The organism is Streptomyces luteolifulvus, assembly GCF_008806595.1.
In the GTDB taxonomy this organism is placed as follows: Bacteria; Actinomycetota; Actinomycetes; order Streptomycetales; family Streptomycetaceae; genus Streptomyces; species Streptomyces luteolifulvus.
Map to the genome: position 1 here is coordinate 150,301 of NZ_VZRB01000016.1, position 13,896 is coordinate 164,196.

Annotated in this window: 15 protein-coding genes; 8 read left to right on the forward strand and 7 right to left on the reverse strand. The window is 70.5% G+C overall.

Annotation, left to right across the window (positions count from 1 at the left end; genetic code table 11):
• Nucleotides 1–12 precede the first annotated feature (12 nt).
• Entirely contained in the window at nt 13–855 is an 843-nt protein-coding gene (locus F7R91_RS23085; protein WP_150951003.1) for a carbohydrate ABC transporter permease, read from the forward strand.
• Here F7R91_RS23085 and F7R91_RS23090 read toward each other — a convergent pair.
• Both F7R91_RS23090 and F7R91_RS23095 read right to left on the reverse strand, forming a co-directional pair.
• Complete coding sequence (locus F7R91_RS23090; RefSeq protein WP_150951004.1) at nt 845–2,287, reverse strand: HAMP domain-containing sensor histidine kinase; 1,443 nt, start codon at nt 2,285–2,287, stop codon at nt 845–847. The genes F7R91_RS23085 and F7R91_RS23090 overlap by 11 nt on opposite strands.
• Nucleotides 2,288–3,025, reverse strand: a complete 738-nt coding sequence (locus F7R91_RS23095) for a response regulator transcription factor (protein ID WP_150951005.1) — start codon at nt 3,023–3,025, stop codon at nt 2,288–2,290. It lies immediately after the preceding gene.
• Nucleotides 3,026–3,202: 177 nt separating this feature from the next.
• On the opposite strand from F7R91_RS23095, the gene F7R91_RS23100 reads away from it, so the two are divergent.
• A complete protein-coding gene (locus F7R91_RS23100) occupies nt 3,203–4,015 on the forward strand; it encodes a DUF6597 domain-containing transcriptional factor (protein WP_150951006.1) in 813 nt (270 codons plus the stop codon).
• 383 nt (nt 4,016–4,398) lie between these two features.
• Here the strand turns inward: F7R91_RS23100 and F7R91_RS23110 are convergent, their stop codons facing one another.
• Complete coding sequence (locus tag F7R91_RS23110; RefSeq protein WP_150951007.1) at nt 4,399–4,872, reverse strand: MarR family winged helix-turn-helix transcriptional regulator; 474 nt, start codon at nt 4,870–4,872, stop codon at nt 4,399–4,401.
• Between the two features lie 41 nt (nt 4,873–4,913).
• Nucleotides 4,914–5,393 carry a hypothetical protein gene (locus F7R91_RS23115; protein ID WP_150951008.1) on the reverse strand — a complete coding sequence of 160 codons (480 nt, stop codon included), beginning with the start codon at nt 5,391–5,393 and terminating at the stop codon, nt 4,914–4,916.
• Between the two features lie 142 nt (nt 5,394–5,535).
• Here F7R91_RS23115 and F7R91_RS23120 point away from each other — a divergent pair, with 142 nt between their 5' ends.
• Entirely contained in the window at nt 5,536–5,871 is a 336-nt protein-coding gene (locus F7R91_RS23120; RefSeq protein ID WP_150951009.1) for a YnfA family protein, read from the forward strand.
• A gap of 9 nt (nt 5,872–5,880) precedes the next feature.
• On the opposite strand, the gene F7R91_RS23125 is transcribed toward F7R91_RS23120, so the two are convergent.
• Nucleotides 5,881–6,315, reverse strand: a complete 435-nt coding sequence (locus tag F7R91_RS23125) for an ester cyclase (RefSeq protein ID WP_150951010.1) — start codon at nt 6,313–6,315, stop codon at nt 5,881–5,883.
• Between the two features lie 136 nt (nt 6,316–6,451).
• Between F7R91_RS23125 and F7R91_RS23130 the strand changes: the two genes are divergently transcribed.
• Both F7R91_RS23130 and F7R91_RS42115 read left to right on the forward strand, forming a co-directional pair.
• Complete coding sequence (locus F7R91_RS23130; RefSeq protein WP_150951011.1) at nt 6,452–7,228, forward strand: SDR family NAD(P)-dependent oxidoreductase; 777 nt, start codon at nt 6,452–6,454, stop codon at nt 7,226–7,228.
• On the forward strand, nt 7,228–7,377 hold the full coding sequence (locus tag F7R91_RS42115; RefSeq protein ID WP_191971595.1) for a hypothetical protein: 150 nt from the start codon (nt 7,228–7,230) through the stop codon (nt 7,375–7,377). Before F7R91_RS23130 ends, F7R91_RS42115 begins: the two co-directional genes overlap by 1 nt.
• Before the next feature lie 29 nt (nt 7,378–7,406).
• Here F7R91_RS42115 and F7R91_RS23135 read toward each other — a convergent pair whose 3' ends face one another.
• Nucleotides 7,407–8,600, reverse strand: coding sequence for an RtcB family protein (locus F7R91_RS23135; RefSeq protein ID WP_150951012.1), 1,194 nt, complete (start codon nt 8,598–8,600; stop codon nt 7,407–7,409).
• Between the two features lie 204 nt (nt 8,601–8,804).
• Here F7R91_RS23135 and F7R91_RS23140 point away from each other — a divergent pair, with 204 nt between their 5' ends.
• The 3 genes from F7R91_RS23140 (at nt 8,805) to F7R91_RS23150 (ending at nt 12,002) form a co-directional block, all read left to right on the forward strand.
• On the forward strand, nt 8,805–9,614 hold the full coding sequence (locus F7R91_RS23140; protein ID WP_150951013.1) for a DUF3558 domain-containing protein: 810 nt from the start codon (nt 8,805–8,807) through the stop codon (nt 9,612–9,614).
• A gap of 118 nt (nt 9,615–9,732) precedes the next feature.
• Nucleotides 9,733–10,554, forward strand: a complete 822-nt coding sequence (locus tag F7R91_RS23145) for a DUF3558 family protein (protein WP_150951014.1) — start codon at nt 9,733–9,735, stop codon at nt 10,552–10,554.
• A gap of 155 nt (nt 10,555–10,709) precedes the next feature.
• Nucleotides 10,710–12,002, forward strand: a complete 1,293-nt coding sequence (locus F7R91_RS23150; RefSeq protein ID WP_150951015.1) for a DUF2637 domain-containing protein — start codon at nt 10,710–10,712, stop codon at nt 12,000–12,002.
• Nucleotides 12,003–12,044: 42 nt separating this feature from the next.
• On the opposite strand, the gene lysS is transcribed toward F7R91_RS23150, so the two are convergent.
• The gene (gene lysS / locus F7R91_RS23155) at nt 12,045–13,793 is read right to left on the reverse strand and encodes a lysine--tRNA ligase (protein WP_150951052.1); all 1,749 of its coding nucleotides are present in this window, start codon (nt 13,791–13,793) and stop codon (nt 12,045–12,047) included.
• Nucleotides 13,794–13,896: the final 103 nt, after the last annotated feature.

Consider the following 13,896-nt stretch of genomic DNA (forward strand, 5'->3'; position numbering starts at 1 on the left):
ACGGACATCCCCATGGCCACGACCCGCGCGCCCCTGCGCCGCTTCGCCGACTACACCGTCCTCGGCGTCCTGTCGTTCGTCTTCGTCCTGCCCGTGCTGTATCTGTTCCTGGGCAGCCTCAAGCCCTCCGACGAGGTGCTCAGCGGCCTCTCCGGCTTCCTCCCCACGCATCTGTCCTTCGACAACTACGCGCAGGTCCTCGACGCGCTCGACTCCGACAGCAGCGGCTACTTCTGGCGCTTCATGGGCGTCTCGCTGCTCGTCGCGTTCGTGGTCGTCACCGGGGGACTGTTCGTCAACTCGATGGCCGCGTACGGCCTGTCACGGCTGAAGTGGCGCGGCAGGGAAGCCGTCTTCACGCTCGTCCTGCTGCTGATGCTGGTCCCGTTCGAGTCGGTGGCCGTGCCGCTGTTCTACCTGTTCAACGACCAGCGCAACACCCTCTACATCCAGGCGCTGCCGTTCATCGCCAACGCCTTCTCGGTCTACCAGTTCCACACGTTCTTCCGCTCGGTCCCGCCGAGCATCGAGGAGGCGGCCCGGCTGGACGGCGCGGGGCCCTGGCGCACCTTCTTCGCGATCATCGTCCCGATGTCGAAGCCGGTGTTCGCCTCGGTCGCGATCCTGACCTTCCTCACCCAGTGGGGTTCGTTCCTGTGGCCGGTCCTGATGGTCTCCGACCCGTCGGTGCGTCCCCTCCCGCTGGAGATGAGCGTCTTCCAGGGACAGCAGCCCCCGGACTGGGGCCAGATCCTCGCCTTCGGGGTGCTGCTGGTGCTGCCCGTGCTGGTGGTCTTCGCCTTCTTCCAGCGCTGGTTCGTGCAGGGGGTGGCCGGCTCGGCGGTCAAGGGCTGACCGGAGGCAGGGGCCTGGCCGACCCCCCGCCCACCGTGAACCCGATGACGGTCCCGCCCCCGTCCCGCCGGAAGGCGAACGGTGCTCCGCCGTGGGCGAGGGCCACCTCGCGGACGATGGACAGGCCGAGGCCGGAGCCGGGGAGGGAGCGGGCGCCGGCGGCGCGGTAGAAGCGGTCGAAGACGCGGACGAGGTCGCCGTCGTCGATGCCGGGGCCGCGGTCGAGGACCTCGACGCGGACCGTGCCCGGCCGGGCGGGCCCGGCGACGCCGATCTCGATGGGCGCGGTGCCCTCGCTGTCGAACTTCGCCGCGTTCTCCACGAGGTTGGAGACCGCCCGCTGGAGCAGGCCCGGCCTGCCGTCGGTCGTCGTGTCGCCGCTCGCGCGGACCAGGATCTCCCGCCCGGTACGGCGCCGGGCGAGGCCGGCGACGTCCTCGGCGATGTCGGCGAGGTCGACACGCTGCGGCGGCTCGTTGTCGGACTGCCCTGCCGCGAGGTCGACCAGCTCGTTGACGAGGTCGGTCAGTTCGCGGGCCTCCTGGCCGAGGTCGGCGACCAGTTCGTCACGGCCGGCCGGGGGGAGTTCGTCGATACGGCGCAGCAGCGAGATGTTCGTCCGCAGGGAGGTCAGCGGCGTACGCAGCTCGTGTCCCGCGTCCTGGACCAGGCGCCGCTGGTCCTCCTCGGACTGGGCGAGGCGGCCCAGCATGCGGTCGAAGGCGCGGCCGAGGCGGCCCACCTCGTCGTAGCCGGTGACGGGCACCTCGATGCCGAGGCGCCTGGTGCGGGCGACGTCCTCGGCGGCGGACGTGAGGATGATCAGCCGGCGGGTGATGCGCCGGGCCAGCCACCAGCCGAACAGGCCCGCGGCGACCACGACCGCGGCCATCAGGATCAGCGTGCGCTGCTGCAGCGCCCGCAGCAGGTCCTCGGTGTCGCTGAACTCCTGCGCGACCTGCACCGCGCCCTGGCCGTCGCCGAGAGAAACGGTCGCGATGCGGTAGACATCGCTGCCGACGTCCACGTCCTTGTGCACGGTCATCCGCCCGGACGGGGCGGCGTGCGCGATCGTCCGGTCGGCGTCGGTGACCGGCAGTCCCGGGCTGCCGGGGTCTACGACCGTGCCGTCCGGTCCGAGCACCTGCACGTCCGTGCGGGCGGGCCGCACGATGTCGTGGCCCGGCGCCACCGAGGAGAAGTCCCCCGGCGCCATGGGCTGCTGCCGCACCTCGGCCCGCAGGTCCTGCACGACCTCGTCGAACACGGACTCCTGGTCCACCCGGACGAGCCGCGCGGCGGCCGAGTACGACAGGACGCCGACCAGGACGGTGACGACGGCGGTCACGGCCGCGAACGACACCGCGAACGTGGTCCGCAGGGACAGGAGCCGAGGCCGCCGTCTGGCCAGCAGCCGCCTCAGGCGGCCCACTCAGTCCTCCCGCAGCACATAACCCACACCGCGCACCGTGTGGATCAGCTGCGGCGCGCCCGGCTCGTCGAGTTTGCGGCGCAGATAGCCGACGTAGACCGCGAGGTTCTTGGAGCCGGGTCCGAAGTCGTAGCCCCAGATGCGGTCGTAGATCGTGGAGTGGTCGAGGACGATGGCCGCGTTGCGCACCAGCAGTTCCAGCAGCTCGAACTCGGTGCGGGTCAGCTCCAGCTCCCGCCCGCCGCGCCAGGCCCGGCGCGCCTGCGGGTCCATCCGCACGCCGGCCGCCTCCAGACACCGCTCGGGCGGCGGTGCCTGCCTCGGCACGTGTACGTGTACGTGGGCGTCGGGGGAGGCGTCCTTCGTGACCGGGTCGGTGCGGCGCAGCAGCGCACGCAGCCGGGCGAAGACCTCCTCGACGTCGAACGGCTTGACGACGTAGTCGTCGGCGCCCGCGTCCAGTCCGGCGATCCGGTCCGCGGTCTCCACGAGCGCCGTCAGCATCAGGATCGGCGTGCGGTCGCCCTCCGCGCGCAGCACCCGGCAGACCTGGAGGCCGTCGATCCCCGGCATCATCACATCGAGGACCAGCACGTCCGGCGGGGTGCGGTGGGCCTGCGCCAGCGCCTCGACTCCGTCGGAGACCGCGGTGACCCGGTAGCCCTCCAGGGTCAGGGCGCGCTCCAGGGCATGACGGATGGCGCGGTCGTCTTCGGCGAGCAGCACGGTTCGGGACACGGGCCCAGTGTGCCAAGGCCTCCGGTGGTGGGGCCGGGCCGAGCAGTCGTACCGGGACCCTTCTTACTGGGCTCTCACCGTCACATCGGGCCTGCTGGAGTGCCACGCCCCGGAAACCTGTTGGTGAAGTGGTGCGCGATTCCGCCGGCTGTCAGTGGCCCGCCTTACGATCCCTTCATGGCCGCCCCACGCCGTGACACCAGAGGGATCGTCGACGCCGCGGAGCTCTTCGCGCGCGTGGACTTCCGACGGCGCGAGCCCGCCGAGCCGCTCCGCCCCTACCTGGAGCACTACTGGCTGATCGACTGGGAGCTGACCCAGCCGTACGCCTCCCATGTCGTCCCGCACCCGTCCGTGAACATCGTCTTCCAGCGGTTCGAGGGGCAGGAGCCCTTCGCCGAGGTCTCCGGCATCGGGCTGGAGCTGTTCACGCAGAAGCTGGAGGGCCGGGGCCGGGTCTGCGGGATCCAGTTCCGCCCGGGCGGCTTCCGGCCCTTCGCGCCCGGCCACCCGGTGTCGGACTGGACCGGCCGCCGCGTCCGCTTCGACGACTCCCCCGCGCTCTACCCGGGCACCGACCCCGCCGCGATCCTCGACCCGGACGAAGAGGATGTCCGCGTAGCCGCCCTGGACACCTTCCTCCTGTCCCTCGCCCCCCGCCCCGACCCGCAGGCCGACCTGGCAATGGCCCTGGTGGACCGCATCCGCTCCGACCGCACGATCCGCCGCGTCGCCGACTTCGCCCGCGCGGAGGGCATGTCCGTACGACTGCTGCAGCGCCTCTTCGCCGCATACGTCGGCGTCGGCCCGAAGTGGGTCATCCTGCGCTACCGCATCCACGAGGCCCTGGAGCACGCCCAGTCCGAGGAGAAGGTGGACTGGGCAACCCTGGCCACCACCCTCGGCTACGCCGACCAGGCCCACCTGATCCGCGACTTCACAACAACGGTGGGCGTACCCCCGACGACGTACGCACAGGGCCTGCACTGACACACACTTCACCCAAGCCGCAGGCGGCCGTGCCCGCGCCGCCATCCGCGGGCGGCCGTACCAATGGCCGCGGGCAGCCGCGCCACAGCCGCACCAGCAATCCGCGGGCGGCCACGCCGCAAGCCTCGGGCGGCCGGCCTGCCGCTCGCCGCGGGCAGTCGTGCCGCTGGGGCGGCACGGGTGGGCGCGGGCGGCACCCCGCCGGCGCCGGGCCGCGCGACCCACCAGGCGGCACCACCAACCCCGCAAGCCACTCCCACGCCGGAACGGCACACGTGGGCGCGGGCGGCACCCCGCCGGCGCCGGGCCGCGCGACCCACCCCCGCGCACCAACACCGCACGACCAACCCCGGACCACCCACACCACCCGCCCGACGGAGTCCCTAGACCTCCCCCGCCCGCAACCGCGCCACCTGCCCCGCGCTGAACTCCGTCGTGCGTCTCATGTGCTCGACGATCACCGCGAGTTGGGAGTCGTCCAGGTCGTCGAAGAGGGCGACCCAGCCGCCGCCCAACCGCTCCCACATCCGCCCGAACTCGGCGGCCTTCTCCGGCACGGTCCGCACGAGCACCTTCCGCCGGTCGGCGGCGTCCCGTTCCCGTACGACGTAGCCGGCGCGCTCCAGCCGGTCCACCAGCCGTGTCGCCGACCCGGTCGTCAGCCCCGTCAGCTCGGCGATCCGGCCCGTCGTCACCGGCCCGCCCTCCAGGGTGAGCAGGTTCAGGCACTGGAGGTCGGTGGGGTGCAGGCCGAGGTGGTCGGCGACGGCCTGGTTGAACAGGGCGTACGCGGCCATGTAACGGCGGGAGACCGTGGACAGTTCGTCGAGCAGTCGCTCACGTGCCGTACCGGCCATACCGCCGCCCTCCCACTGCTTTCCCCTGCGCCGAGCCGTCGTCAGAAGTAGTACGTGTCACCGGTGTCCAGGACCAGCACCCGCTGCCGGTCGTTCTGCCGGTTGCGGTCCACCGCCCCGCCGCTCCACACCGTGTCGATCTCCAGCACCGCCTCCGAGGGTGCACTGCGCAGCCGTACCCGCAGAGCGAGCTGCTCGCCCAGCCCGTCCGCGGCCAGCGCACCGATCCGGCACAGCACCACCCGCTGCCCCGACCGCGCACAGCCGCCCGGCAGCGCCTGCCGGTCGGCCAGCGGCTCCGACCAGCGCATGCGCACCGTCATGTCCGGCGCGGCGGCCGGACCGTGATTGCGCGGGGTGAGCCGGAGATCGGCCCACCCGGCGGCCAGCGACACGGCGCCGTGATAGGCCAGGTCGGCCTCGGGACCCACGCCCGCCGCACGGGCCGGCAGCGCGGTCCCGCCCGCGCAGGCCAGCGCGGCACCCCACACCGCAAAAACCCGAAGCACCCGCTTGCGCATGCCACCCACTCCTCGGACCGCCGTGGTCGTACGGGGACGTCTTCCGGATGTATCCCACAGTGAGCGCGGGGCAGTCGCCCTCCATCAGGTGACGCGGACGGCAGCGAGGTGACACCGCGGGAGGGCATGCGAAGCTTCCCGCATGCCCGTTCTCCGCTCCGCCGCCCTGTTCGTCGTCGCCGCGCTCTTCGAGATCGGCGGCGCGTGGCTGGTCTGGCAGGGCGTGCGCGAACAGCGGGGCTGGCTGTGGGCCGCGGGCGGCGTCCTCGCCCTCGGCGCATACGGTTTTGTCGCCACCCTCCAGCCGGACGCCCACTTCGGCCGCATCCTCGCCGCGTACGGCGGGATCTTCGTGGCCGGTTCGATCCTGTGGGGCGTGGTCGCGGACGGCTATCGCCCCGACCGCTGGGACATTGCGGGCGCACTGATCTGCCTCGCGGGCATGGCCGTGATCATGTACGCGCCGCGGGGTGACTGAGCAGCTCTTTCACAGCGGCATCTCGGGGAGCAGCCCCAGCTGCTCCAGGAACTCCATCTGGTCGAAGTAGAGCCGGTAGCTGACGATATGGCCGTCCTCGACGGTGGCGAAGTCCACCCCGCGAATCCGGATCTCCTTCTGGGTCGCGGGCAGCGACTCCCCGGAGGGCAGCTGCAGCGGACCCGTGTTCTTCCCGTGGAAGAACCCCTCGTCGATCGCTGTGTCGTCGACCTCGTACGAGTACACCGGCTCGTACGTCGCCTCGGGAACCGCCGCCGTCATCTGCCGCCAGTACTCGACGATGCTGTCGCGCCCGTGGATCTCCCCGCCGTCGGGGGTGATCGCGACCGCGTCCGGCGCGAACAGCTCGGCGACGATCTTGAGGTCCGGGTTCGTGGTCAGCGCCTCCGTGAGCCGGTCCATGACCTCACGCGCCTGTCCCATGATCCACCTCCGCTCGGGAAAGGATCACCCACCTCATTTTCCCACCGAGTCCCCGCGGGAGCCGACCGGTGGACGAGGCGGACATCCCGCCCGCCTATCCTGGCGGACAGACTTTCGACCACGTCCGAGGAGAGCCATGGCCACCGCCGCACCGTCCGCCGCCTCCCGCATCGCCGTCGTCACGGGTGCGAGCAGCGGAATCGGCGCCGCCACGGCACGCCGGCTCGCCGCTGCCGGATACCGCGTCGTCCTCACCGCCCGCCGCAAGGACCGTATCGAGGCGCTGGCGGAGGAGATCGACGCGGCGGGCCACCAGGCGACCGCGTACGCCCTCGACGTCACCGATCGCGCCGCGGTCGACGAGTTCGCCACCGCCTTCAGGACGATCGGCGTGCTGGTGAACAACGCGGGGGGCGCGCTGGGCGCCGACCCGGTCGCGACCGGCGACCCGGCCGATTGGCGCACGATGTACGAGACGAACGTCATCGGCACCCTCAACCTCACCCAGGCCCTGCTCCCCAAGCTGGTGGCGAGCGGCGACGGCACGGTGGTGGTCGTGTCCTCGACCGCCGGGCATGGCACGTACGAGGGCGGCGCGGGCTATGTCGCCGCCAAGCACGGCGCCCACGTCCTGGCCGAGACCCTGCGCCTGGAGATCGTCGGACAGCCGGTCCGGGTCGTCGAGATCGCGCCCGGCATGGTCAGGACGGACGAGTTCGCCCTCACCCGCTTCGGCGGCGACACGGAGAAGGCGGCCCGGGTCTACGAGGGGGTGGCCGAGCCACTGACCGCGGACGACGTGGCCGACACGATCACCTGGGCGGTCAGCCGCCCCAGCCACGTCAACATCGACCTCCTGGTCGTCCGCCCGCGTGCGCAGGCGTCCAACACCAAGGTCCACAGGGAGCTGTGATGGCAGACACCGACCGGGAGCGGAAGCGCCTGAAAGAGGAGAAGAGAAACGAACGCCAGATGTGGATGTGGCTCGCCTACTTCCTCTTCGGCATCCACGTCGTGGCGTTCGTGATGATCTACGCGGTGACGCACGCGCCGAAGAAGTAGGCAGCGAGCGCCGCCCCGGTGCGGGGCGGTCAGCCCTTCACGCAGACGACCTGCTTCAGCTTCGCGACGACCTCCACGAGGTCCCGCTGCCGCTCGATGACCTGCTCGATCGGCTTGTACGCGCCCGGGATCTCGTCCACGACGCCGGAGTCCTTACGGCACTCCACGCCCTGGGTCTGCTCCTCCAGGTCCTTGGTGGAGAAGCGCCGCTTCGCCGCGTTGCGGCTCATGCGCCGGCCCGCGCCGTGGGACGCCGAGTTGAAGGCCTTCTCGTTCCCGAGGCCCTTCACGATGTACGAACCCGTGCCCATCGAGCCCGGGATGATCCCGTACTCGCCGGAGCCCGCGCGGATCGCGCCCTTGCGGGTCACGAGCAGGTCCATGCCCTCGTAGCGCTCCTCGGCCACGTAGTTGTGGTGTGCGCTGATCTCCGGCTCGAAGGCCGGCTTCGCCTTCCGGAACTCCTTGCGGACCACGTCCTTCAGGAGCGCCATCATGATCGAGCGGTTGTACTTCGCGTACTCCTGCGCCCAGAACAGATCGTTGCGGTACGCCGCCATCTGCGGGGTGTCCGCGATGAACACGGCGAGGTCGCGGTCGACCAGGCCCTGGTTGTGGGCCAGCTTCTGGGCGACGCCGATGTGGAACTCGGCGAGTTCCTTGCCGATGTTCCGGGAACCGGAGTGCAGCATCAGCCAGACAGAACCGTCCGTATCGACGCAGACCTCTACGAAGTGGTTGCCCGATCCGAGCGTTCCCATCTGCTTCGTCGCCCGCTCCTCACGGAACTTCACCGCGTCCGCGATCCCGTCGAACCGGCCCCAGAAGTCGTCCCAGGGTGCGGTCGCGAAGCCGTGCAGCCGGTCCGGGTCGACGGGGTCGTCATGCATCCCGCGTCCCACCGGAATCGCCTGCTCGATCTTCGACCGCAGCCGCGACAGGTCCCCCGGGAGATCGTTCGCCGTGAGGGACGTCTTCACGGCCGACATCCCGCAGCCGATGTCCACGCCCACCGCGGCGGGGCACACGGCACCCTGCATCGCGATGACCGAGCCGACCGTGGCGCCCTTTCCGAAGTGCACGTCCGGCATCACGGCCAGACCCTTGACCCACGGCAGGGTCGCCACGTTGCGCAGCTGCTGGAGTGCCACGTCCTCGACCGTCGCGGGGTCGGCCCACATACGGATGGGCACCTTCGCGCCCGGCATTTCCACGTACGACATATCGTCCTCATTCCCCCGGAAAGCAAACAGAAGTCTCAATTCGCAATACCGGCGCCAAGGTCAACGAAAAGGGACAACGGACCGGCGGCCACGGCAGTGCGTGCGATACACATTGTCTCCAGGGGACGCCCCCGCACAGCAAGCGAATAACCAGCGGGGACACCGAGTGACCGGCACCGAGAGACCCTCGAGAGGAGCCCGACCGTGCAGCGGAAGGCCCATGGATCCGGCGTCGTCGCGCTGCTCGCGGCGCTGCTGCTGGCCGGCTGCACCGGCAGTCCCGGAGACGACGGCAGGACGGACGCCGCGAACCCCGGCAGCGCCGGTACGGCGACCCCGGCGGCCGAACCGGGCAAATACCGCACCCTTCCGGAGCCCTGCGGCGCGGTCGCCCGGAGCACCCTCGACTCGCTCCTGCCCGGCATCAAGCAGCTCACGGACGAGGAGCAGCGCGAGAAGGCATACGCGGGCGAGCCGACACTGACGTACGACACCGACCGCAAGGTCGGCTGCCGCTGGAAGGTCGACTCGGCGGACGCCACGAACCGTCTGCTGATCGACTTCGAGCGGGTCGTGTCGTACGAGGGCTCCGTGAGCGACGACAGCCAGGCCGAGCTGATCTTCGCGGAGAAGCAGGCCGCGGCGGACCTCCCGGAGCCGACCGCCTCCGGCACGGTCACCGAGACCTCTTCCCCGACCCCCGGCAACTCCCCGTCCTCGACCGCCTCCTCAGCGTCCTCCGCATCCGCGTCCCCCTCCACCGCCGCTTCCGGTCTCCAGCCCCGCGTCCTCGACGATCTCGGCGACGAGGCGTTCCTGGACGACGCGTTGAGCACCGCGGGTTCGACGGCCCAGCAGCGCACGGTGACTGTGGCGTTCCGCACGTCGAACGTGATCGTGGCGATCGTCTACGAGGAGCAGCCGGCGACGGTCGGCGCGGTCCCGGACAGTGCGGAAATGCAGGACAGGGCCCGGAAACTGGCCGCTCAGCTGGACGACACACTCACCGGTTAGCGCGCCTTGGGCGCCCCGGCGCTCCCGTACGCGAAGCCGACGAAACGAGACCGCACTGCTCCCTCACCGCGTACCGTGGCCCCTCGGACCCGATCCGACGGCAGGAACCACTAGCGTCATGAGTGAAGGAACCATGCAGCGAGCAGACCATCGAGACCAGCCCGACCAGCGAGCGAAGCGCCTGAACCGCGTCCTTGTCTGCGCGGCAGCCGTCCCCGTGGTGCTTCTCGCGGCCGGCTGCTCCTTGGTCTCCGACTCCGAAGACGCCGGAAGCAAGAGCTCGGCCGGCAACGAGACGAAGGCATCCGCGAGCCCGTCGCCGACGGTGCAGGCGGCGGCGTACCAGGAACTCCCCAAGTCCTGCTCGGTGCTGTCGAAGAAGACTCTGGGCGATCTGGTACCGAAGGGGGTCAAGTCCGGCAAGGAGGGCGCTTCGGACGACACGGCCTCGCGTGCCAGCTGCTCCTGGAACAGCCTCGACAACAACGGTGTGGCCGGCTCGCAGTTCCGCTGGCTGAACGTCTCCCTCCTGCGTTTCGACTCGGATGTCTCGCGCGGCTCGGGCGACGAGCAGGCGCAGGCGTACTACGAGAAGCAGGTGCAGGACGCCAAGGCGGTGGCCGGCGCGAAGAACACCAAGTCGGCGCCGGTGGCCGGGACCGGCGACCAGGCGACGCTGGTGCAGTACGACCTGAAGAAGAAGGAAGGCGCCTTCAAGCAGCAGACGATCGTGGCACGCGTCGAGAACGTCGTCGTCACCGTCGACTACAACGGTGCGGGCCTGGCGGGCGAGAACACCCCGGACGCGGGCACGCTGAAGAAGGCCGCCGAGAAGGCGGCCAAGGAGGCCGTGGCCGCGGTGACGTCCGCGAACGACAGCGGCTCGGATTCCGGTTCGGCCACGGCGTCTCCGTCCAAGTCAGCGTCGAAGAAGAGCTGACTGTCACACCGGAGCGGTAACCAGCAGCTCAGCCAAGCTGTTTGACGGAGCCCGGCCCCCTGGGGGACCGGGCTCCCGGCGTACCGGCGACGCGTCCGCCGTACACATGTGCCACCCTGTTGCGCGCAACAGCACGCAAGGGGAGGGGAGTACCGGTGGCCGCGCCACTGCAGCTGACTCGGACACACCGCATTCTCATCGGCGTGGTCGTGGCGGGCGCCGTGATCATCGCCGGCATCGGCTTCGCCGGTTCGTACGCGGCCGTCCGCGAGCTGGCCCTCAAGAAGGGCTTCGGGAACTTCTCCTACGTCTTCCCGATCGGCATCGACGCGGGCATCTGCGTCCTGCTCGCCCTGGATCTGCTGCTGACCTGGATCCGCATCCCCTTCCCGCTGCTGCGCCAGACGGCGTGGCTGCTGACGGCCGCGACGATCGCGTTCAACGGCGCGGCGGCCTGGCCGGACCCGCTGGGCGTGGGCATGCACGCGGTGATCCCGATCCTGTTCGTGGTCTCCGTCGAGGCGGCCCGGCACGCGATCGGCCGTATCGCCGACATCACCGCCGACAAGCACATGGAGGGCGTCCGCCTCACCCGCTGGCTGCTCTCCCCCATGCCGACGTTCCTCCTGTGGCGCCGCATGAAGCTGTGGGAGCTCCGCTCCTACGAGCAGGTCATCAAGCTGGAGCAGGAGCGTCTCGTCTACCAGGCCCGCCTCCGCTCCCGCTTCGGCCGGGCCTGGCGCCGCAAGGCCCCGGTGGAGTCCCTGATGCCCCTGCGCCTGGCAAAGTACGGCGTCCCCCTGGGCGAAACGGCCCCGGCGGGCCTGGCGGCGGCGGGAATCGAGCCGGCGTTGCTCCCACCGGCACCCGATCCAGCTGCGGGCATTCGTGCCGCTGGGGCGGCTCCCGTCCCACAGAGAGCGGCACCCCTCAGCGGGCAGCGCCACGAACTGGTCGGCAACCACAACGCCGGGCAACCGGAATACGTACCCGACGAGGACCAGAGCCCCTGGTTCCACCTGCCTCAGCAATCCGCGTACCACGGCGACTACGACCCCACGTACGACCCGGAGCAGTACGCCCAGTGGTACGCGGAACAGCAGCAGTACGAGGCCGAGGCCCAGTACGAGGAGCAGCACCAGGAACCCCCGGCCCAAGAGGAACCCTCCCCGGAGGAAACCGGCAGCTTCCCCATCCCGGTGGGCCCCAACCGCACCCGAGAGCTCGGCGAAGGCGGCGGCATCCCCACCCCCGAGCCGGACGAGGACGCCCTCTACCAGGTCTTCAAGCAGTCGATAGACGGCACCGGCTACCCGACGCCCCGCGAGTTCAGCAGCAACGTCGAGGCGACCTACGGCCTCCCGGTCCTGGACGCCGAGGCGAAGCGCATGGTCCTCCGCTTCCAGAACCGCCACACGGCGGAACTGGAAGACGACCACATCGCGTGAAGGAGGACGGCCTGAAGAAGGACAGGGGGCGGGGGGCGACCCCTACTCCCCCAGCAGCGTCCGGACCCGCTCCTGCCCCACAGCCAACAGCAGCGTAGGCAGCCGCGGCCCCGTGTCCCGCCCCACCAGCAGGTGGTACAGCAGCGCGAAGAACGACCGCTGTGCGGTCTTGATCTCCGGCGGCAGCTCCTTGGGCGTGGCGTCGGCTGAGAACCCGGCCTGAACCTTGGGCACGCCGTAGACGTGGTGGGTGAGCCCGTCCAGCGACCAGTTGTCCGCGAGCCCGTCGAGCAGCAGCCGCAGCGACTGCTGCGCCTGCTCGTCGAGGGACTTCAGCAGCTCGGTGTCGGGCTCGTCGCGGACGATGGTGCGCTGGTCGGCGGGGACGTGGGTGTTGATCCACGCCTCGGCCTTGTCGTACCGCGGCCGTACCTCGTCGAGCGCGCCGAGCGGATTGTCCGGGTCGAGCTCGCTGAGGATGCGCAGGGCCTGGTCCTGGTGCCCGGCGGTGATGTCGGCGACGGAGGCCAGCGTGCGGTACGGCAGCGGCCGGGCCGTGCGCGGCAGCTCGCCGCCCGCCGTCCGCACCGCACGCGCGTGCGCGGCGATGTCGGCCGGCAGGGCGGTGCCGTCGGCGACCTTGGCGTCCAGTTTGTCCCACTCGTCATAGAGACGCTGGATCTCCTGGTCGAAGGCGATCTTGAAGGACTGGTTGGGCCTGCGGCGGGCGTACAGCCAGCGCAACAGCTGCGGCTCCATGATCTTCAGCGCGTCGGCGGGGGTGGGGACTCCGCCGCGGCTGGAGGACATCTTGGCCATGCCGCTGATGCCGACGAAGGCGTACATGGGCCCGATGGGCTGCTTGCCGTCGAAGATCCCGACGATCTGCCCGCCGACCTGGAAGCTGGAGCCGGGAGAGGAGTGGTCGACACCGGAGGGCTCGAACACGACCCCCTCGTACGCCCAGCGCATCGGCCAGTCGACCTTCCACACCAGCTTGCCGCGGTTGAACTCGTTCAGCCGGACGGTCTCGGAGAAGCCGCACTCGATGCATGCGTACGTCAGCTCGGTGGTGTCGTCCTCGTAGGAGGTGACGGTGGTGAGGTCCTTCTCGCAGTTGCCGCAGTACGGCTTGTACGGGAAGTAGCCGGCGGAGCCGGAGCTGCCGTCGTCCTCGCCGGCCGCGCCCGAGCCCTCCTCGGCCTCCCGCTCGGCCTCGTCGACCGGCTTCTGCTGCTGCGGCTTCTTCGCCGGGGCCTTCTTGGTGCGGTACTGGTCGAGGATCGCGTCGATCTCGCCGCGGTGCGCCATGGCGTGCAGGATCTGCTCGCGGTACACACCGGAGGTGTACTGCGCGGTCTGGCTGATCCCGTCGAACTCGACGCCCAGCTCGGCGAGCGACTCGATCATCGCGGCCTTGAAGTGCTCCGCCCAGTTCGGGTGCTGCGAGCCCGCGGGCGCCGGGACCGAGGTCAGCGGCTTGCCGATGTGCGCGGCCCAGGCCTCCTCGTCGACGCCGGCGATGCCCTTGGGCACCTTGCGGTACCGGTCGTAGTCGTCCCAGGAGATCAGGTGCCGGACCTGGAGACCCCGCCGGCGGATCTCGTCGGCGACGAGATGCGGCGTCATCACCTCACGCAGGTTGCCCAGGTGGATGGGGCCGGAGGGAGAGAGTCCGGACGCGACGACGACCGGTTTGCCCGGGGCCCGACGCTCCGACTCCTCGATGACCTCATCCGCGAAACGGGAGACCCAGTCGGTCGTCTCGGTGCTCTGAGCCACGATCGGCACGTCCTTCTTTCTCAACGGGGTGACACCCCATTCTCACAGACCGACTTGCGACCGGGAAAACCGCTTTACGCCCCATGGGATACTGGGCAGGTCTATCGATCCC

What these genes read in the sequence shown, in the direction of transcription:
- F7R91_RS23085 (WP_150951003.1), top strand. Translation starts at nt 13, where the DNA reads ATGGCCACGACCCGCGCGCCCCTGCGCCGCTTCGCCGACTACACCGTC.
- F7R91_RS23100 (WP_150951006.1), top strand. Translation starts at nt 3,203, where the DNA reads ATGGCCGCCCCACGCCGTGACACCAGAGGGATCGTCGACGCCGCGGAG.
- F7R91_RS23110 (WP_150951007.1), bottom strand. Translation starts at nt 4,872, where the DNA reads ATGGCCGGTACGGCACGTGAGCGACTGCTCGACGAACTGTCCACGGTC.
- F7R91_RS23115 (WP_150951008.1), bottom strand. Translation starts at nt 5,393, where the DNA reads ATGCGCAAGCGGGTGCTTCGGGTTTTTGCGGTGTGGGGTGCCGCGCTG.
- F7R91_RS23120 (WP_150951009.1), top strand. Translation starts at nt 5,536, where the DNA reads ATGCCCGTTCTCCGCTCCGCCGCCCTGTTCGTCGTCGCCGCGCTCTTC.
- F7R91_RS23125 (WP_150951010.1), bottom strand. Translation starts at nt 6,315, where the DNA reads ATGGGACAGGCGCGTGAGGTCATGGACCGGCTCACGGAGGCGCTGACC.
- F7R91_RS23130 (WP_150951011.1), top strand. Translation starts at nt 6,452, where the DNA reads ATGGCCACCGCCGCACCGTCCGCCGCCTCCCGCATCGCCGTCGTCACG.
- F7R91_RS42115 (WP_191971595.1), top strand. Translation starts at nt 7,228, where the DNA reads ATGGCAGACACCGACCGGGAGCGGAAGCGCCTGAAAGAGGAGAAGAGA.
- F7R91_RS23135 (WP_150951012.1), bottom strand. Translation starts at nt 8,600, where the DNA reads ATGTCGTACGTGGAAATGCCGGGCGCGAAGGTGCCCATCCGTATGTGG.
- F7R91_RS23145 (WP_150951014.1), top strand. Translation starts at nt 9,733, where the DNA reads ATGAGTGAAGGAACCATGCAGCGAGCAGACCATCGAGACCAGCCCGAC.